We start from the raw sequence: 19,654 nt of genomic DNA, 5'->3' as shown, positions 1-19,654 counted from the left end.
ACGGCATCCACGTCCTCGTACTGCACAACCGCTACGCCTCGGCGCAGCCGAGCGGGGAGAACAAGGTGGTCGACCAGGAGGTGGCGCTGCTGCGCGAGGCCGGTCACCGGGTCGAGGTGTTCGAGCGGCGCAGCGACGACATCGCCGCCCGGTCCCTCCTCGGCAAGGCCAAGGTGCCGCTGCTGGTGCCATGGAACCCGGCGGTCCGCGCGGAGCTCGCCGCCCGGCTGCGCGCCGAGCGGCCGGACGTGGTCCACATCCACAACGTCTTCCCGCTCCTGTCCCCCGCGGTGCTCGCCGCCTGCGCCGACGTCGGCGTGCCCGCCGTCGCCACGCTGCACAACTACACCCAGGTCTGCCCGCCCGGCACGCTGCGGCGGGACGGCCGGCCGTGCACCGAGTGCGTCGGATCGGCGCCGCTGCCCGCCGTCCGGCACGGCTGCTACCGCGACTCCCGCCTGGCGACGGTGCCGCTCGCGGTCAGCCTGTCGGTCAACCGGCGGCGGTGGTGGTCCGGTGTGGAGCGGTTCTTCTGCATCTCCGCGGCGCAGCGCGACGTCCTGGTGCGGTCCGGCATGCCGGCTGAGCGGCTGGTGGTGAAGCACAACTTCGTGCCGGAGCCGGGCACGTGCCGCATGGGCGACGGAGAGCAGCTGCTCTATCTGGGCCGGCTCGCGGAGGCCAAGGGCGTGCGGCTGCTCATGGCCGCATGGGACGAGATCGCGGCGAGCGGCGGTGTGGGGGTCCCGCTCGTGATCGCCGGCACGGGGCCACTGGAGCGGGAGGTGACCGCCTGGGCCACCGGCCGGGACGATGTGCGCTACGTCGGCCTGTTGGACCCGGCGGAGTGCCGCAACGCCATCGCGCGCTCGGTCGCCGTGGTGGCTCCCTCCACGTGGCTGGAGGCGTTCGGCCTGGTGGTCGTGGAGGCGATGGCGGCCGGGGTCCCGACCGTCGCCGCCGGTCACGGCGCCTTCGTCGAACTCGTCGAGGACGGGGTGACCGGGCTGCTGCACCGGCCGGGCGAGTCCGCCTCGCTCGCGTCCGGCATCCGCCGGATCGCGACCGAGCCGGCCCTGGGCCGGGAGATGGGCCAGGCGGCCCGGCGCCGTTATGAGCGGGGTTTCAGCCCGGCCGTCGGGCTGGAGCGCCTGCTGGAGGGGTACCGCACCGCGATCGCGGGACGGTCAGCACTGGCTCGCGGCGGGGACACCCGCGCGAGCAGGGGGGATGGGGACAGTAGATGACACGATGCCGACTCTGCGGCTCGGAAGCGATGGCGAGCGTCGTCGACCTCGGGGCGACGCCACCATGTGAGAGCTTTCTCGCCGCGGACCAACTGGATCAACCCGAGCCGGCGTACCCGCTGCACCTGCGGGTCTGCACCGACTGCTGGCTGGCGCAGATCCCGCCGCTGATCACGCCGGAGGAGACGTTCAAGGAGTACGCGTACTTCTCCTCCTACTCGACCTCCTGGGTGGAGCACGCGCGCACGTTCGTCGCCGACGCCGTGCGGCGGCTTCCGCTCGGCCCCGACGCCTTCGTGGTCGAAGTGGCGAGCAACGACGGGTACCTGCTGAGGCACGTGGTGGACCGCGGGATCCGCTGCCTGGGCATCGAGCCGTCGGTGAACGTCGGCGAAGCGGCGCGCGAGGCGGGTGTGCCCACGCTCACCGAGTTCCTGGACCCGGCCACCGGCTCGGGCGTCCGCGCCGACCACGGCCCGGCGGACCTGGTCGTGGCCAACAACGTGTACGCGCACATCCCCGACGTGGTCGGGTTCACCCGGGGGCTGCGCGCCCTGGTCGCCGACGACGGCTGGGTCTCCATCGAGGTCCAGCACCTGCTGACCCTGATCGAGGAGAACCAGTACGACACGATCTACCACGAGCACTTCCAGTACTACACGGTCGCGTCCGCGATCCAGGCCCTCGCGAGTGGCGGACTCGCGCTCGTGGACGTCGAGTTGCTGCCCACGCACGGCGGCTCCATCCGGCTGTGGGCCCGGCCCGCCGAGGTGGCCGGGGAGCCCACGCGGCAGGTGGCCGACGTACTGGCCCGGGAGAAGGCCGCCGGGCTGGAGGAGTTGTCCGGATACGCCGAGTTCTCGGCCCGGGTGGCCAAGGTGCGCCGGGATCTGCTGCGGTTCCTCATCGAGGCGGCCGAGCGCGGCGAGACGGTCGTCGGCTACGGCGCCCCGGGCAAGGGCAACACCCTGCTCAACCACTGCGGCATCCGGCCCGACCTGCTCGCGTACACGGTCGACCGCAACCCCTACAAGCACGGCAGGTTGACCCCGGGCACCCGCATCCCGATCCTTCCGCCCGAGCGGATAGCCGCCGACCGGCCCGACTACGTCCTCGTCCTCCCGTGGAACCTGCGGGCCGAGCTGGTCGAGCAGCTGTCCTTCGTGCACGACTGGGGCGGCCGGCTGGTCTTCCCCATCCCGGAACTGAGCATTGTCGAGGTAAAGCGATGAAGGTCGTCCTGTTCTGCGGCGGTTACGGGATGCGCATGCGCAGCGGTGCCGCGGACGATGTGCCCAAGCCGATGGCGATGGTCGGGCCCAGGCCGCTGATCTGGCACGTCATGCGCTACTACGCGCACTTCGGGCACACGGAGTTCATCCTGTGCCTCGGCTACGGGGCCCACCACATCAAGAACTTCTTCCTCAACTACGAGGAGACGACGTCCAACGACTTCGTGCTGCGGGGCGGGCGGACCGAACTGCTGTCCACCGACATAGCCCAGTGGACGATCACGTTCGCGCAGACCGGCATCGAATCGCCGATCGGGGAGCGGCTGCGCCGGGTGCGGCACCACCTGGACGGGGACGAGATGTTCCTCGCCAACTACGCCGATGTGCTCACCGACGCCCCGCTGCCGGAGATGATCGAGAACTTCGCCCGGCGTGACGCCGGTGCCTCGATGATGGTGGTGCCGCCGCAGTCCTCGTTCCACTGCGTGGACCTGGGCGAGGACGGCCTGGTGGGGGGCATCACCGCGGTGAGCGACATGCCGCTGTGGGAGAACGGCGGCTACTTCGTGCTCCGCCAGGAGGTCTTCGACCACATACCGGAGAACGGGGACCTGGTCGCCGACGGATGCGCCCAACTGGCCAAGCGGGGACGGCTGGTGGCGCATCAGCACCGCGGCTTCTGGAAGCCGACCGACACGGTGAAGGAGCGGGCCGCGCTCGATTCCGCCTACGCCCGGGGCGAGCGCCCGTGGGCCGTGTGGGAGCGCGCCGGGGCGGGGGTGAGCGCGTGATCCGGCTCGGGGCCGGGCGCCGCCCGGACCGGATCGTCGCGGTGGGCGCGCACTGCGACGACATCGCCATCGGCGCCGGTGGCACGCTGCTGACGCTGTGCGGCGCGCGGCCGGGCATCCGCGTCGACGCGCTGGTGCTCTCCGGCGGCGGCACCGACCGGGAGCGGGAGGAGCGGGCCGCACTCGCCGCCTTCTGCCCGGGCGCCGACCTGCGGCTGACCGTGCTCAAGCTGCCGGACGGGCGGATGCCCGCGCACTGGGAGGAGGCCAAGGCCGCCGTCGAGGAGCTGCGCGCGCGGACCGAGCCGGACCTGGTCCTCGCCCCGCGTACCGATGACGCGCACCAGGACCACCGCGGCCTGGCGCGGCTGCTGCCCACCGCGTTCCGCGACCACCTCGTGCTCGGCTACGAGATCGTCAAGTGGGACGGCGATCTCGGCCGTCCGGCGGCGTACCAGCCGCTGCCGCCGGAGATCGCCGAACAGAAGGTGCGGCTGCTGCAGGAGCACTACCCCTCGCAGCGGCACCGGCCCTGGTACGACCGGGAGGCCTTCCTGGGCCTGGCCCGGATCCGCGGCATCGAATGCCACGCCCGCTATGCCGAGGCGTTCGCCGTCACCAAATTCACGCTCAACCTGGGGGGTTGAACCTTGCGCGTACTGCTGACCGGACACCAGGGCTATCTGGGCACCGTGATGGCCCCGGTCCTCGGCTCCGCCGGACACGAGGTCGTCGGCCTCGACGCCGGCCTGTTCGCCGACTGCGTGCTGGGCGTGCCGCCCGCGGACCCGCCGGGGCACCGGGTGGACCTGCGCGACATCACGGCCGAACACGTGGCCGGGGTGGACGCCGTGATCCACCTGGCCGCGCTCTCCAACGACCCGCTGGGATCGCTCGCGCCGCAGCTCACCTACGACATCAACCACCACGCCTCCATAACACTGGCCCGGCTGGCCCGCGACGCCGGAGTGCGGCGCTTCCTGTACGCGTCGACCTGCTCGGTCTACGGCGCCGCGGGTGGCGGCGAACTCGTGGGCGAGGACGCCCCGCTGCGGCCGGTGACGCCGTACGCGGAGTCCAAGGTGCGGGTGGAGGACGACCTGCACGCGCTGGCCGACGGCGACTTCAGCCCGGTGTTCATGCGCAACGCCACCGCCTTCGGCTACTCGCCCCGGCTGCGCGCCGACATCGTGCTGAACAACCTGGTGGGCCACGCGCTCCTGTCCGGCGAGGTCCTTGTGCTCTCCGACGGCACCCCGTGGCGCCCGCTGGTGCACGCCGCCGATATCGCGCGGGCCTTCGCGGCCGCGCTGACCGCGCCGCGCGATGCGGTGCACGACCGGGCGTTCAACATCGGCAGCGAGACCAACAACGTCACGGTGGCCGAGATCGCCGCGCAGGTCGCCGAGGCGGTGTCCGGCGCGAAGGTGCGGATCACGGGCGAGAACGGCGCCGACCCGCGCTCCTACCGGGTGGACTTCTCCCGGTTCCGCGCCGCGATGCCCGGCTTCGACTGCGAGTGGACGGTGAAGCGGGGCGCGCTCGAACTCGCCGACGCCTACCGGGAGTTCGGGCTGACCCGGGAGGACTTCGAGCGGCGCTTCACCCGCCTCGCCGTGCTGCGCGCGGCGTCCGACGCCGGCACCGTCGACGACACCCTCCGGTGGCGCCGGTGACCGAGGTGGGCGAGGAGATGTACACGCTGGTGGAGCGGATGTACCCGCTGTGCCGGAGCATCACCGGCGACGGTGTGCGCGCCACCCTGGACATCGTCGGGGAGTACATCCCGCTGCGGGTGCACGAAGTGCCGACCGGGACGCGGGTGCTCGACTGGACGGTGCCGCAGGAGTGGAACATCCGGGACGCGTACATCGCCGACACCACCGGCCACCGGGTCGTCGACTTCGCCGCGTCCAGCCTGCACGTGCTCGGCTACAGCGTGCCGGTGTCGACGACCATGCCCCTGTCCGAGCTGCGCGGACACCTGCACACGCTGCCGGACCACCCGGCATGGGTGCCGTACCGCACCAGTTACTACCAGCGGGAATGGGGGTTCTGCCTGGCCCAGGAGACCCTGGACGCGCTGCCGGACGGCGAGTACGAGGTCCGCGTCGACTCCACACTCGAGGACGGCCACCTCACCTACGCCGAGCATGTGGTCCCCGGGCAGGTCTCCGACGAGGTGATCGTCTCCTGCCATGTCTGCCACCCGTCGCTGGCCAACGACAACCTGGCCGGCATCGCGGTGGCGACGTTCCTGGCCCGGGCCCTGGCGCGGGAAACCCCGTACTACACCTACCGGTTCATCTACGCGCCCGGCACCATCGGGGCGATCACCTGGCTGGCCCGCAACGCGGAGCGGGTGGCGCGGGTCAAGCACGGCCTGGTGCTGGCCTGCGCCGGTGACCCGGGCTCGCTGACGTACAAGCGGAGCAGGCGCGGCGACGCCGAGATCGACCGGGTGCTGCGGTATGTGCTGGCCGCCTCCGAACGGCCGCACCACATCGCCGAGTTCACTCCGTACGGCTACGACGAGCGGCAATACTGCTCGCCCGGGTTCAATCTCGGCGTGGGCTCGCTCACCCGGACTCCGTACGCCGGCTATCCCGAGTACCACACCTCGGCGGACAACCTGGACTTCGTCTCCCCGGAGGCGATGGCGGACACCCTCGCGGTCTGCCGCGAGGCGTTCGCCGTCCTGGACCGCAACCGGCGGTACCTCAACCTCAGCCCCTACGGCGAACCGCAACTGGGCCGGCGCGGGTTGTACGACGCGCTCGGCGGCCGCAGCGACACCAAACAGGCCCAGCTGGCCATGCTCTGGGTGCTCAACCTCTCCGACGGCGAGCACAGTCTGCTGGACGTCGCCGAGCGGTCCGGGCTCCCGTTCGACACCGTCGCCGACGCGGCCGGGGCCCTGCACGGCGCCGGGCTGATCAAGGCATGACGCGGATGACCACCGAGGAGGAGAAGGCGACGCCGACGGCCGGATCCGTCCGGCGGGCCTTCGTCGGCCGGCTGTCCTGGGGGCTGGCCGACCAGGCGGCCTCCAGCATCAGCAACTTCGCGGTGGGGATCTATGTGGCCCGCTCGCTGGGGGTGACCGCGTTCGGCGTGTTCAGCCTCGCCTGGGTGACCTACGGCGTGGTGCTCAACGTCTCCCGCGGGCTGGCCACCGATCCGCTCGTGGTGCGCTTCAGCGGCGTGTCGGACGCGTCCTGGCGCGGGGCGGTGGCCCGGTCGTCGGGTACCGCGCTCGGCGTCGGTGCCGCCATCGGCGCGGCGTGTGTGGTGGTCGGCCTGGGTCTGGGCGGGCGCGTGGGGCCCGCGTTCGCCTGTCTGGGCGTCATGCTGCCGGGGCTGCTGCTCCAGGACGCCTGGCGGTACGCGTTCTTCGCCGCGGGCACCGGGCGCAAGGCGTTCGTCAACGACGTCGTATGGGGTGTCGCGCTCGTCCCGGCCATGGTGGTGGCGGCCCGTGTGGGCAGCGTGGCGGCCTTCGTGCTCGCCTGGGGCGCGTCCGCCACGGTGGCCGCGGCGTACGGCTACGTCCAGTCCGGCATCCTGCCCGGGGTGGGCCGGGCCCGCGCGTGGCTGCGCGAGCAGCGCGACCTCGGCTACCGGTATCTGGTCGAGAACGTCAGCCTCAGCGGCGCGAGCCAGGTGCGGGCGTACGGGCTCGGCGTGATCGCCGGGGTCGGCGCGGTGGGCGCGGTCCGGGGCGCCGAGCTTCTGCTCGGCCCGTTCCTCGCCGTGCTGATGGGCCTCTCGCTGGTCACCGTCGCGGAGGCGGCCCGGGTGCTGCGGCGCTCCCCGCACCGCCTCGGCCCGTTCTGCCTCCTGCTGGGCGGCGGGCAGGCCGTGGCCGCGCTGCTGTGGGGCGGGGCGTTGCTGCTGATGCCGGACCGGCTCGGCGAGCTCGTGCTCGGCGACGTCTGGCACTCCGCCGCCCGGCTCATCGTGCCGGTCACCCTCGGCGTCGCGGGCGCCGGCCTCGGCTCCGGCGCGGCGGCCGGGCTGCGCGCGCTCGCCGCGGCCCGGCGCAGCCTGCGCTGCCAGCTGTTCGCCTCCGCCTGTTACGTCGCCGGCGGGCTCGGCGGCGCGGCCCTGGCCGGGACGGTCGGCTCGGCCTGGGGCGTCGCCACCGCGACCCTCGCCGGCTCGGCCGTGTGGTGGCTGCAGCTGCGCTCCGCCCTGCGCGAGCACCTGAAGGAACCCATCCCCGAAGTGAGGACGTCATGACCGCCCATCCCCGGCTGAGCATCGGCCTGCCCGTGTACAACGGCGAGGAGTACGTGGCCGAATCGCTCGACGCCCTGCTCGGCCAGACCTACGAGGACTTCGAGCTGGTCATCTCCGACAACGCCTCGACCGACGGTACCGAGGACATCTGCCGCAAGTACGCCGCGCAGGACTCACGTATCCGGTACGTCCGGCTGCGCCGGAACATCGGCGCCGCGCCGAACCACAACTACGTGTTCACCGAGTGCCGCGGCGAACTGTTCAAGTGGGCCTCACACGACGACCTGTACGCCCGGGACCTGCTGCGGCGCTGTGTGGAGGCGCTGGACGAGCGGCCGGAGGTGGTCCTGGCACACTCCGACCAGGCGGTCATCGACGGCGAAGGTCAGGTGAAGGTCCCGTACGCGTACGGGCTGGCCACCGCCTCGCCGCACGCGCCGGAGCGCTTCCGCAGCTTCCTGTTCGAGCCCGGTGGCGACGACTTCTACGGGGTGATGCGCGCCGACATGCTGCGCCGGGTGAAGCCGCACGACAGCTATCACCACGCGGACCGGACGTTCGTCGCCCAGCTCGTCCTCCAGGGACCCTTCCACCAGGTGCCGGAGTTGCTGTACTTCCGCCGGGACCACCCCACCCGCGCCGAGCGGGCGAACCCGTCCAAGCGCTCCCGGTGCGTCAACCTGGACCCGCGCCGGGCGGGCCGGCTGCACCCGACGCCCCGGCTGCTGGCGGAGTACGTCTGGGGCTTCGCCTCGGCGATCCGGCGGGCGCCGCTGTCCGTGGCCGACCGGCGCGCCTGCTACCGCCACCTGGCCGCGTGGATGACGAGCCGGGCCCGGCCCGGCGTCGGCGAGCGGGTCGAGGACCGCGCCCCGGTCGACCCGGCGAAGCTCACCGTCTCCGTCGACGACCTCGTCGCGGGACGCGAGGGGCGGCGCACATGACGTCCGCGGACACTCCCGTACGCGTCGGGGTGTTCGGCCTGCTCGGCTCCGGCAACCTCGGCAACGACGGTTCGCTGGAGGCCGTCCTCGGGTACCTCCGCGCCGAGCACCCGGAGGCGGTCGTGGACGCGCTGTGCGGCGGGCCCGAGGCCGTGACGACCCGGTTCCGGATCCCCGCGACACGGCTGCACTGGTACCGCGGGGAGTACCGGACCGCGTCCCGTGCGGGCGCGATCGCGGGGAAGGGCCTGGGCAAACTCGTCGACGTCTGCCGCACCGCCGCCTGGGTGCGCCGGCACGACGTGGTGATCGTGCCGGGCATGGGTGTCCTGGAGGCCACACTGCCGCTGCGGCCGTGGGGCTTCCCGTACTCGCTGTTCCTGCTCTGCGCGAGCGGCCGGCTGCTGGGCACCCGGGTCGCGCTGGTCGGCGTCGGCGCCGCCGAGATCGGCGACCGGCCCACCCGGGCCCTGGTGCGCTGGTCGGCGCGGCTGGCCGCGTACCGCTCGTACCGGGATACCCCGTCCCGTGAGGCGATGCGGGCGATGGGCGTGGACACCGCGCGCGACGAGGTGTATCCGGACCTGGCCTTCGCCCTGCCGATACCGCCGCCCGACGCGCCCTCCGGCCCGCCCGGCGTGGTCTGCGTCGGCGTCATGGACTTCCACGGCGGCAACGACGACCGCGCCCGGGCCGATGAGATCTACCGGCGCTACCTCGACGGGACGATCCGGTTCGTCCGTGCGCTGGTCGAGGAGGGCAGGCCGGTCCGGCTGCTCACCGGCGACGCGTGCGACGCCTCGGTGGTCGCCGCGATCCTCGAGGCGGTGGACTCGCCGCTGGTCACCGCCGCGGAGGCGGCCTCACTGGCCGACCTGATGAAGGAGACGGCGGCCGCCGACACCGTGGTGGCGACCCGGTACCACAACCTGGTCTGCGCGCTGAGGACCGGAACGCCGACCCTCGCCCTCAGCTATGCGGCGAAGAGCGACGCGCTCATGGACCGGATGGGCCTCGGCGCGTACTGCCACCCGGCGCGCGAGGTCGACGCCGACCGGCTGCTGGAGCAGTTCCGGGCGCTGGAGAAGCGATCGGCCGAGCTGCGGCAGACCCTCGCCGAGCGGAACCGGCTCACCGCCCGGCAGCTCCAGGACCAGTTCACCGCCTTGACGGCCGCCCTGTTCCCGGCGAACGACCACCCGCACGCCCGCACCCGGCAGGAGACACCATGAAAGCGATCGAAGTCCCGGCGATCACGGGCGCGTATCTGTTCGAGCCGACGCCGTACGCCGACGAACGCGGCTTCTTCTGCCGCACCTTCGACGCCGACGTGGTCCGCTCGGTGGGCCTCGACCCGGACGCCTTCGTCCAGGACAGCCTGTCCCGCTCGGTCCGGGGCGTACTGCGCGGCCTGCACCTGCGCTCCGGCAAGGGCGAGGCCAAGCTGGTGCGGTGCTCGTACGGGAAGATCTTCGACGTCGTCGTGGACCTGCGGCCTCACTCGCCGACCTACCGCGCCGTGGCCTCCTTCGAGCTGTCGGGCGAGACGCAGACGACCCTGTACATCCCGGCGGGGTGCGCGCACGGTTTCCAGGCGCTGACCGAAACCGCCGACACCTCCTATCGGATCGACCGCCCGCACGATCCCTCCGAAGACGTGACGATCGCCTTCGACGACCCGGAGCTCGCCATTCCCTGGCCGCTGCCGATCACATCGATGTCCCGGCGGGACCGGGAGGCGCCGGGCCTCGCCGAGGTCCTGAAGCACGGGGAGGGGTGAAGTGAGCGTGGACACCGAAGAGTTCCTCCTCCCCAGGTCGCGGGCGGCGAACGAGCGGCTGCACACCATGATCCCGGGGGGCGCGCACACCTACGCCAAGGGCGACGACCAGTACCCCGAGAACCTGGCCCCGGTCATCAGCCACGGCCGCGGTGCCCACGTGTGGGACATCGACGGCAACCGCTACGTCGAGTACGGCTCCGGCCTGCGATCGGTCAGCCTCGGCCACGCCCACCCACGCGTGACCGAGGCGGTGCGGCGGGAACTCGACCGCGGCGGCAACTTCGTCCGGCCGTCCATCGTGGAGGTCGAGGCCGCGGAACGCTTCCTGGCCACGGTGCCGACGGCCGAGATGGTGAAGTTCGCGAAGAACGGCTCCGACGCCACCACCGCCGCGGTGCGCCTCGCCCGCGCCGCCACCGGGCGGCCGCGGGTGGCCATCTGCGCCGGCCATCCGTTCTTCTCCGTCGACGACTGGTTCATCGGCACCACGCCGATGTCGGCCGGTGTTCCGGCGGCGACCACCGATCTCACCGTGGCGTTCCCGTACGGGGACCTGGCCGCCACGGAGGAGGTGCTGAACCGGTACGCCGACGAGGTCGCCTGTCTGATCCTCGAACCCGCCACCCACACCGAACCTCCGCCCGGATACCTCGCGGGCTTGCGCGAACTGGCCGACCGGCACGGCTGCGTACTGATCTTCGATGAGATGATCACCGGCTTCCGCTGGTCCGAGGCGGGCGCCCAGGGCCTGTACGGCGTCGTGCCCGACCTGTCCACGTTCGGCAAGGCGCTGGGCAATGGATTCGCCGTCTCCGCGCTGGCCGGGCGCCGCGACCTGATGGAGCGGGGCGGACTGCGGCACTCCGGCGAGCGGGTGTTCCTGCTGTCCACCACCCACGGTGCGGAAACCCACTCCCTGGCAGCGGCGATGGCCGTGCAGACCACCTATGCCGAGGAGGGCGTCACCGCCCAACTGCACGCCCTCGGCGCGCGGTTGGCGGCGGGCGTCCGGGAGGCCGCGGCCGCCATGGGCGTCGGCGACCACCTCGTCGTCCGGGGCCGGGCCAGCAACCTGGTCTTCGCCACCCTCGACGAGAACCGGCAGCCGTCGCAGCGGTACCGCACCCTGTTCCTGCGCCGGCTCCTCGCGGGCGGGGTGCTCGCCCCGTCGTTCGTGGTGAGCAGCGCGCTCGGCGACGCCGACATCGATCACACGGTCGACGTGGTGGCCCAGGCGTGTGCGGTGTACCGGAAGGCACTGGACGCCGCCGACCCCACCCCGTGGCTGGGCGGACGCCCGGTGAAACCGGTGTTCCGCCGCCTGGCGTGACGCGGCGTCAGCCCATTTCCCGCCGACCGGCGTCGGCCGTCCGATCGACCAGCCGGTCGGCCGTCCGGTCGACGATCCACGCGGTCGCCGGGACCACCGCCAGCGCGGTGCACCAGCCGCCCAGAACGTCGGTCGGGTAGTGCGCGCCCAGGGCGACCTGCGCCCAGCCCATGGCGGCGCCGGCAACCAGCGCCGCGGTGAGCACGAGTGAGGTGCCGGCCGTCCTGCCGAGGCCGAGCCGGCCTGCCGCGAGCAGCGCCGCCACGAGGGCGAGCGCGGTGAGGAAGGCGGTGTGCCCGCTCGGGTAGGACAGGTTGTCGGCGCCGTGAATGGTGCGTCCCACCAGGTACTTGAGCAGGGTCGCGGTCCCCACGGTCATGCTGACGCCGACAACGACCAGCACCGCCGCGCGAGGACGCCGAAGCAGCAGGCAGCCCGTCACGGTGGCCACGATCAGCGTCGCGGCTCCCACCGGCTCCCCCAAGAAGTCCGTGGCCAGAGCGACATGGCGCCACGGCGATCCCATACCGTCCACCGCCGCCCAGATCCGCGCGTCCACCGTGCCGGGCCCACTGTCGCCGGCATACCGGACCCCGAGCACGACGACCACCAGTGCGGCGAGGGCCGCGATCGGCCCGAGCCACCCGCGCAGCGACGGGGGCAGCACCGCAGGCGCCGACCGGCCGGTCGCCCCGCCCACCGCGTCCGGTCGACCCGCTCCCGCCAGGCGATCCAACGCGAGCCCCCCTCGTGTCCGACCCACCCTCAAGCCGCCGTCATCCTAACGAACGATCCGGTCGGGGCGGCGGCCGTCGATTCCGTGTCCTTGCGGCCGCTGTGAGCGGACCGGTCCTTGCGGCTGCTGTGAGCGGACCGCCGTCAGGGGTGAAGGACGACCTTGATGGCTCCGGAGGCCCGGTCACCGGCCACGCGGAAGGCCTCCGCGGCCTCGTCGAGGGGGAAGCGGTGGGTGATCACGGTCTGCGCGATCGTGGGGTTGCCGGCGAGCAGCGCCGCGGCCTGTTCGGTGTCGCGGATGCCGTCGTGCCGGCTGTAGGCGATGGAGTGGACGTAGGTGAGTTCCTTGACCAGGCTGACGACGCCCGGGAGGGGAATGGTGTGCTGGTACACGCCCAGCAGCACGACGCGACCGCCGGGGCGGGCCAGCTCGGCGCACCGGGCGAGACCGGTCTCGCTGCCCGCGGCGTCGATCACGACGTCGTAGAGGCCTTCGGCCGAGCCGGCTTCGAGGCGTTCCGCCGCGATCCTCTGGTGCTTGTGGCGCACCTCGATATCGACGTCGAAGCCGCGCTGCCGGGCCGCGGCCGCGGCCAGCAGCCCGATGCTGCCGCCGCCGACGACCGCCACCCGCTCCCCCGGTGTGAGCGCCGCGCCGCGGACACCGTGCCAGGCCACTGACGCGGGCTCCACGAGGCAGGCGTCGCGTACGTCCAGGCCGTCCGGCAGCGGGACGAGCATGTTCTCGGGGACCGTCACGGCATCGCACATGCCGCCGTCCCGGAATATCCCGAGCGTTCCGTGCTCCGGGGCGGCGCACCGCTGGACATGGCCGGCGCGGCATTGGCCGCACACTCCGCAGTAGACCGTGGGCTCGACGGCGTAGCACCGGCCGTCGGCGTCGGTGCCGGCGAACTCGTGGCCATAGGTGTAGCCCTGAACGCCACCGGCCGCGAAGTTCACGTCGGTCCCGCAGATGCCCGCCGAGGCGACGGTGAGGCGTACCCCGGGCACCTCCGGTTCGTCGGCCTCGGCCACGAGGATGCCCTGATCGGTATTGCGTACTGCGCGCATGGTGACCCCTTCGACTCCGTTATGCGAACGCCGTTAGCTTAGGTTAAGTGATCGGGGTTCACCTCACACCTATGCTTGTCCGGTGCATGAACCGACGACGAAGGCCACGGCAGGCGAACCGCCGCCGGAACACCCGCGGAAGAGCCGGCCGGCGGAACCGAGGCCGGGCACGGCGGCCTGGTGGCTTGCCCGGGAGAGCGAACCCGCGCGGCCGCGGCGGCGCAGATCACTGACGCTCGATGCCGTCCTCGACGCGGCCATGACCCTGCTCGACACGCGCGGGGCGGCCGCGCTGACGATGCGCAACATCGCCGATGAGCTCGGCTGCACACAGGCGTCCCTCTACCGCCATGTGCGCAACCGTGAGGAACTGGTGACCCTCCTGGTCGACCGGGCACTCGACGTGGCGAGCTCGGCTCCGCCCGACGGCATGGACTGGGCCGGGAAGGCGGCGTGGTCCGCACGCCTGTTCCGCGCGCACCTGCTCCGCCACCCCGGCGTGGCCTCGCTCCTTCGCGGAACCGAGCGGCTCGGTCCCAACTCGCTGGCCGGGGTGCAGTACTCCCTCGAACTCTTCATCAACGCCGGCCTCAGCCCCCGGCTCGCCTCCGCCGCCGCATCCTCGCTGGCCACCTTCGTCATCGGCTCGGTGCACCTCAACCTGGGCCTGGACATGTCGGACCCCGAGGAGAGCCGTCACCGACGCCTGCTGTACCGCTCCCGGGACGCCGCGACCTTCCCCCTGCTCGTCCAGCACGCCGACACCCTCGCGGAGGTCAGCAGCGACGACGAGTTCGAAGTCGGCCTCAACGCCTTGTTGACCGGATTCCGCGCCCTGATCCAGAACTCGGACATCACCCGCGACTAGCTGTGCTGTCCGGGGACGTTGGTGACGGGGCCCGTGAGCGGCGCGCTCCCGCACCCCGCGCTGAGCCTGAAACATCGACACCAGGATCGACCACGTCACATACTGGCCCTCGTCGAAATCCGACAACGGGGCCTTCTGCGTCCGGGCCTTCCGGGACGGCGACTTCTGCCGCACTCACGATGAGGAATCGCAGTGAACGCACCTACGTCGCCGTCCGTTTGGGGGACCGGCGAGACCGTCGACGGCCGGTACCGGGTGGTCGGCGAGCTCGGCCGGGGCGGGATGGGTGTCGTGCACCGGGTACGGCATCTCGGCTGGGGCATCGACATGGCGGTGAAGAGTTCGCGGCCCGAGCTGTTCCGCAACCCCGGCGACCAGGAGCTGTTCGTCAGGGAGGCCGAGGCGTGGGTGTCCCTCGGGCTCCATCCGAACGTCTGCGCCTGCCATTACGTGCGGGTGATCGACGGTGTCCCCCGCGTGTTCGCCGAGTTTGTCGACGGCGGCAGCCTGGCCGAGTGGATCGGTGACGGGCGCCTCCACGCCGGGGACGCGCGTCAGGCCCTCGCCCGTGTTCTCGACACGGCGGTCCAGGCGGCCCGTGGGCTCGAGCACGCCCATCGCGCAGACCTGGTGCACCAGGACGTGAAGCCGGCCAACATCCTCCTCGACGGCACGGGAGCCGCGAAGATCACCGACTTCGGTCTCGCCCGGTCCAAGGCCGCCACGGCACCGGCCGACCTCCATGTGGCGCCCGGTGGCAGCGTGTTGGTGCCGTTCGGCGGCATGACGGTCGGCTACGCGTCCCCGGAGCAGCTCGCGGGCGAGCCCGTCGGCCGGCGCAGCGATGTCTACAGTTTCGCGGTCTCGGTCCTGGAGATGTTCACCGGCGGTGTGCACTGGGCTGCTGGTTCGGTCGCGGGTCTCGCGCTGGAGCAATACCTGGCCGACCCCTCCAATCCGGTCGCGGCGCCACCGGAAGTCGCCCACCTGCTCCGGCGCTGTCTGCGCCAGCACCCGGCCCACCGGCCGGCCTCGATGGCGGACATCGCGGATGTGCTGACCGGGATCTACGAGCACGTGACCGGCTCGGCGTATCCGCGCCCCACGTCGCGGGCCGCCGATCTGCGCGCCGACGAGCTCAACAACCGTGGCCTCTCGCTCCTCGACCTGGACCGGGCCGCCGACGCCGAGCAGGCCTTCGACCAGGCGCTCGCGGTCGACCCCCACCACGTCGGGGCCGTGTACAACGGTGGCCTGTTCCGGTGGCGTACGGGGGCGATCACCGATGGGGAACTCGTCGCCCGGCTGGAGGCGATCCCGCGTGGGTCCGGCGCTTCCTCCTGGCAGGTGCGGCTGTTTCTGGCCCGGGTCCACCTCGAACGCGGCGACCTCGCGGCGGCACACGACCTGCTCGACGCCCTCGCGCGCGAACGGCCCGACGACACCGACGTACGGGCGGCGCTGCGGGTGGCGGCCTCCGGAACCGTGCCCGACGCCCGCCACACCGGCACCCGCGCGTTTCGCGAGCCGTTCGCGCTGCCGTTCGCGCCGGTGGAACTGCTCGCCCGGCACGAGGTGATGGGCTATCTGCCGATCCGGTTCACTCCCGACGGACGCCTCGCGCTGAGCGGCCACTGGGACGGTGTGCTCCGGCTGTGGGACACGGGGACCGGCGCACAGCGGCTGGCGGTCGAGGGCCACCGCGCACAGGTGCTCGGCGTCGACCTCACCCCCGACGGCTCGTACGCACTGTCCACGAGCCGCGACGGCACGGTGCAGTTCTGGGATCTGGGGGCAGGCAGGTGTACCCGCGCCATCCGCGCCGCCGCACGCGCCACGGGCTGCCCGATCAGGTTGAGTGCCGACGGACGCATCGGTGTGTGGCAGGGCGTGGACGGGCGCGTCCAGGTCTGGGAACCGCGGACCGGAACCCCCCGGTGGTCGCTCGGCGCGGCACTCGCGGACGGCGCCCTGGACGGCTCGCAGTACGAGGTGAGCGCCGACGGGCGCCATGTGCTCACCGCCGAGGAGGACGGGGCGCGGCTGTGGAGCGTGGCCGATGGCAGGTGCCGGGTGCTGGCGGCCGGCTCGGCCACGCATGCGCTGTGCTTCAGTCCCGACGGGCGGATGGTCGCGGTGGCCGGCGAGGACCGGGTGATCCGGTGGTGGGATGTGGCGGACGGCCGGCAGGTCGATGCGCCGCGTACGTTGACGGGGCTGACCGCCGCCGCAGGTCACCTGGCGTTCGCCGACAGTGGGCGGCTGCTGCTGTCCGGAACGACCGGCGACCACACCGTTCAGGTCTGGGAGCTGAGCAGCGGCCGGTGTCTGCGGACCTTCACCGCCCACGCGTACGGGATGCACCACGTCGGATTCCCCGACCGCGACGACCGGTTCGGCTGCTCCGTCGGCGGACATCCCGAACTACCCGTGCACCGCTGGCGGTTGCCCGACAGCGCATATACCGCCGAGCCGCACGTGATCAAGCCGCGCGAGTACGCGGAGGTCAGCCGGCTCGGCGGACTGGCCGAGGAACTGCTCGCCGAAGCACACCAGGCGATGTCGAACGGCCAACACCGCTCGGCCTTCGGCCTGTTGACCCGCGCACGGGAGATACCGGGATACGAGCGCGCGCCCCAGGTCCTGGCCGCCTGGCACGAACTGGGCCGCTCGGCGCGCCACGTACGGCTGCGCTCCGCCTGGTCGCGGCCGCTGGACGCCGGCCACCTCTCCTTCGGCGCCATCACGGCGATCGGTGTCGCCGCGGGAGTCCGGCTCGCCGTCAGCGGGCAGAGCGACGGCACCGTACGGATCTGGGATCTGGACAGCGGCGCGTGCACGCACGTCCTCGACGATCACGCGGGCAGGGTGGGCGGGGTGGCGTTGAGCGACGACGGCCAGTACGTCCTGTGCGAGGGCACCAAGCCGCTCGCGATCGTTCGGCGGCGACTGGCGGACGGCGAGTGCCGTCGGCTGACTCCGGACTGGGACATGGTCAGGACCATCAGGTTCACCGGCGACGGTAGGTACGCCTGGTTCGGCAGCGGCGACGGTGTCCTGCGCCGATGGGACCTGGACGAGGACCGCTGCGTCGCGACGATCACCCGGAACGGCCCGGTCAACGTGATCTCCGTGTCCACGGACGGACGGCTCGCGGCGGTCGGCGACTCAGGCGGTGTGGTCCGGCTGCGGGATCTCGCCACCGGAGCCTGCCTGCGGACCTGGACCGGCCCCCGGGAACCGATCCTGTCGGCGTGCCTGAGCGCCGACGGCCGCCTGGCGATGTCCACACACCAGGTCATGTCCTCGGGCGCCGAGGACGAACCGATCCGGCTGTGGGACGCCGGTGCCAAGCGGCCCGTACGCGAGTTCGCGGGGCACGAGGGCTGGGTCTCCGCCGTGCGGTTCACACCCGACGCCCGGTTCGCCTTCTCGGCCGGCCACGACAGGACCGTACGGATGTGGGAGGTCGCCACCGGCCGATGCCTGCACGTGCTCGAAGGGCACCAACAACGCATCCGGCACCTCGAACTCACCCCCGACCTGCGGAACCTGGTCTCGGCGGGAGACGACGGCATCCGGCTCTGGGACCTCGACTGGGAGCTGGTGACCGACTGAGCGGATGCGGATCGGGACGTGTACGGTCCGACGCCGCACACACCACGCGCACGTCCACCGTCGTCTCGCCCCCGAAGCCCTCCGGAGCCTTCCCTCACACACCAGGAGACGATCCTCTGTGACGCCCTCGGCCGCCATCAGGCTCACCCTCGTCGAGGGCCGGGTGAAGCCCGGCGTGTACGTCTTCGAGGAGCGCACCACCTGCGTCCTCGGCCGCTCCACCGACTGTTCGCCACAACTGCCCGACGACCCCCACCACAAGACCGTCTCCCGCCACCACTGCCTGCTCGACATCAACCCGCCGGACATCCGCATCCGCGACTTCGGCAGCCTCAACGGCACGTATGTCAACGGCGAGAAGATCGGCCAGCGGCGCCGCGGCCTCACCCCCGAGGAGGCCGCCGCGGACTCCTACCCCGAGCACGACCTCAAGGACGGCGACCGGATCCGCCTCGGCGACACCGTGTTCCGCGTCGACATCACGCGGCCGCAGGTCGCCACGCTGACACTCGCGCGCTGCGCCAAGTGCGAGCGCGAGCTGGGCGACGAGGCGGGCGGCCGCCCCGGCGAGTTGTTGTGCGCCGCCTGTCAGGCCCGGCCCGACGCCGTGCTCAAGCTGCTGCTCGAGCTGGCGCACGGCGGCCGCGCCGATCTCAAGGCCATCCGCGGCTACTCGGTGATCCGGGAGCTCGGCCGTGGCGGCATGGGCGCGGTGTACCTGGCCCGGCACGAGGCCACCGGCGTCGAGGTGGCGCTGAAGGTGATGCTGCCGAAGGTGGCGGCGAGCGAGACGGCGCGCGCCCGGTTCCTGCGCGAGGTGGCGCTCACCCGGGCCATGAAGCATCCGCACGTCGTCGCGCTGCACGACGCGGGTTTCGGATCCGGAACCTTCTATCTGACCACCGAGTTCTGCACCGGCGGCAGCCTGGACCGGCTCGTCGCCGAACGCGGCGGCCGACTTCCGGTCGAGGAAGCGCTGCCCCTGGCGGTGCAGGCGCTCAAGGGCCTGGAACACGCGCACGGGCAGGGGGTCGTCCACCGCGACCTGAGCCCCTCCAACATCCTGCTGCACAAGGCAACCGACGGCTCGACGACGGCGAAGATCGCGGACTTCGGCATCGGAAAGGCCTTTGACCAGGCGGGCCTGAGCGGGCTGACACGCACCGGCACCACCGTGGGCAAACCGATGTTCATGCCGCGCCAACAGGTTATCGACTTCCGCGGGGCCACCCCCGCCGTGGACGTCTGGGCATTCGCCGCCTGCCTCTACCACACGCTGACCGGAAGGACCCCGCGCGAGTTCCCGCGCGCCAAGGACCCCTGGCAGGTCGTCCTCCAGGAGCCGGCGATCCCGATCCGCCGCCGCGACCCGGCCATCCCCCGACGCCTCGCGGACGTCATCGACACGGCGCTGCGGGAACACCCCGAGATCGGCTACGCCGGCGCGGCGGAACTGCGCGTGGCGCTGGAGCGGGCGGTGCGGTGATCCGCGCCGCACCGTCAGTGAGCGGCCTCAGCCGCTGGTGACCGCGGGGCGGGGGGACTCGTCGACGTGGAGGGTGAAGACGTCGGGGCGGGCGAGGTCTGAGGCTCTCGTCGTGGACGTAGGTGTCGGAGCCCGAGAGGTAGACGACCTTGCTGCCGTCCTTGCTGAGCTGGACGAGTGTCGCCGCCCTGGACGGGCCCTCGATGGGGCCCTCGATCGGACCGGAGGAGGTGCCGTCGGTCCGGTCCCGCACGAAGACGTCCTCCGTCCGGCCGTCCTGGTAGGCGACAAAGCGGCCGTC

The 19,654-nt window shown here is 72.3% G+C and carries 16 protein-coding genes; 14 read left to right on the top strand and 2 right to left on the bottom strand.

Annotated features, from left to right (window positions below; genetic code table 11):
- Positions 1-5: 5 nt before the first annotated feature.
- Genes J8403_RS34755 through J8403_RS34705 form a run of 11 tightly spaced genes read left to right on the top strand, consistent with a single transcriptional unit; the run spans position 6 to position 11,569 of the window.
- Positions 6-1,247: a glycosyltransferase family 4 protein gene (locus tag J8403_RS34755; protein WP_211128583.1), complete on the top strand. Its 1,242-nt coding sequence runs from the start codon at positions 6-8 to the stop codon at positions 1,245-1,247.
- A complete protein-coding gene (locus J8403_RS34750; RefSeq protein WP_211126598.1) occupies positions 1,244-2,479 on the top strand; it encodes a class I SAM-dependent methyltransferase in 1,236 nt (411 codons plus the stop codon). Before J8403_RS34755 ends, J8403_RS34750 begins: the two co-directional genes overlap by 4 nt.
- Entirely contained in the window at positions 2,476-3,270 is a 795-nt protein-coding gene (locus J8403_RS34745; RefSeq protein WP_211126597.1) for a glycosyltransferase family protein, read from the top strand. Before J8403_RS34750 ends, J8403_RS34745 begins: the two co-directional genes overlap by 4 nt.
- Positions 3,267-3,917, top strand: coding sequence for a PIG-L deacetylase family protein (locus J8403_RS34740; protein WP_211126596.1), 651 nt, complete (start codon positions 3,267-3,269; stop codon positions 3,915-3,917). Before J8403_RS34745 ends, J8403_RS34740 begins: the two co-directional genes overlap by 4 nt.
- Positions 3,918-3,920: 3 nt before the next feature.
- Positions 3,921-4,946 (top strand): NAD-dependent epimerase/dehydratase family protein, encoded by a 1,026-nt coding sequence (locus J8403_RS34735; RefSeq protein WP_211126595.1) that lies wholly within the window; start codon positions 3,921-3,923, stop codon positions 4,944-4,946.
- Positions 4,934-6,217 (top strand): DUF4910 domain-containing protein, encoded by a 1,284-nt coding sequence (locus J8403_RS34730; RefSeq protein ID WP_211126594.1) that lies wholly within the window; start codon positions 4,934-4,936, stop codon positions 6,215-6,217. The genes J8403_RS34735 and J8403_RS34730 overlap by 13 nt, the downstream gene beginning before the upstream one ends.
- A 5-nt stretch (positions 6,218-6,222) precedes the next feature.
- Positions 6,223-7,512, top strand: a complete 1,290-nt coding sequence (locus J8403_RS34725) for an MATE family efflux transporter (protein WP_211128582.1) — start codon at positions 6,223-6,225, stop codon at positions 7,510-7,512.
- The gene (locus tag J8403_RS34720) at positions 7,509-8,456 is read left to right on the top strand and encodes a glycosyltransferase family 2 protein (RefSeq protein WP_211126593.1); all 948 of its coding nucleotides are present in this window, start codon (positions 7,509-7,511) and stop codon (positions 8,454-8,456) included. The genes J8403_RS34725 and J8403_RS34720 overlap by 4 nt, the downstream gene beginning before the upstream one ends.
- The gene (locus J8403_RS34715; RefSeq protein WP_211126592.1) at positions 8,453-9,688 is read left to right on the top strand and encodes a polysaccharide pyruvyl transferase family protein; all 1,236 of its coding nucleotides are present in this window, start codon (positions 8,453-8,455) and stop codon (positions 9,686-9,688) included. Before J8403_RS34720 ends, J8403_RS34715 begins: the two co-directional genes overlap by 4 nt.
- A complete protein-coding gene (gene rfbC, locus J8403_RS34710) occupies positions 9,685-10,236 on the top strand; it encodes a dTDP-4-dehydrorhamnose 3,5-epimerase (protein WP_211126591.1) in 552 nt (183 codons plus the stop codon). The genes J8403_RS34715 and rfbC overlap by 4 nt, the downstream gene beginning before the upstream one ends.
- Positions 10,237-10,243: 7 nt before the next feature.
- The gene (locus tag J8403_RS34705) at positions 10,244-11,569 is read left to right on the top strand and encodes a glutamate-1-semialdehyde 2,1-aminomutase (protein WP_211128581.1); all 1,326 of its coding nucleotides are present in this window, start codon (positions 10,244-10,246) and stop codon (positions 11,567-11,569) included.
- A gap of 7 nt (positions 11,570-11,576) precedes the next feature.
- Here J8403_RS34705 and J8403_RS34700 read toward each other — a convergent pair whose 3' ends face one another.
- Complete coding sequence (locus tag J8403_RS34700; RefSeq protein WP_246586414.1) at positions 11,577-12,296, bottom strand: phosphatase PAP2 family protein; 720 nt, start codon at positions 12,294-12,296, stop codon at positions 11,577-11,579.
- A gap of 152 nt (positions 12,297-12,448) precedes the next feature.
- Positions 12,449-13,381, bottom strand: a complete 933-nt coding sequence (locus J8403_RS34695; protein ID WP_211126590.1) for a zinc-dependent alcohol dehydrogenase — start codon at positions 13,379-13,381, stop codon at positions 12,449-12,451.
- A gap of 82 nt (positions 13,382-13,463) precedes the next feature.
- Between J8403_RS34695 and J8403_RS34690 the strand changes: the two genes are divergently transcribed.
- From J8403_RS34690 to J8403_RS34680, 3 genes are all read left to right on the top strand, one after another.
- Positions 13,464-14,249, top strand: coding sequence for a TetR/AcrR family transcriptional regulator (locus J8403_RS34690; RefSeq protein ID WP_246586133.1), 786 nt, complete (start codon positions 13,464-13,466; stop codon positions 14,247-14,249).
- A gap of 192 nt (positions 14,250-14,441) precedes the next feature.
- Positions 14,442-17,867, top strand: a complete 3,426-nt coding sequence (locus J8403_RS34685) for a WD40 repeat domain-containing serine/threonine protein kinase (protein WP_211126589.1) — start codon at positions 14,442-14,444, stop codon at positions 17,865-17,867.
- Between the two features lie 118 nt (positions 17,868-17,985).
- Positions 17,986-19,353, top strand: a complete 1,368-nt coding sequence (locus J8403_RS34680; protein ID WP_211126588.1) for a protein kinase domain-containing protein — start codon at positions 17,986-17,988, stop codon at positions 19,351-19,353.
- Positions 19,354-19,654: the final 301 nt, after the last annotated feature.

The organism is Streptomyces yatensis, assembly GCF_018069625.1.
Lineage (GTDB): Bacteria > Actinomycetota > Actinomycetes > Streptomycetales > Streptomycetaceae > Streptomyces > Streptomyces yatensis.
Note: the sequence above shows the minus strand (reverse complement) of the source record. Positions and strands in the feature narration are given on the sequence as shown.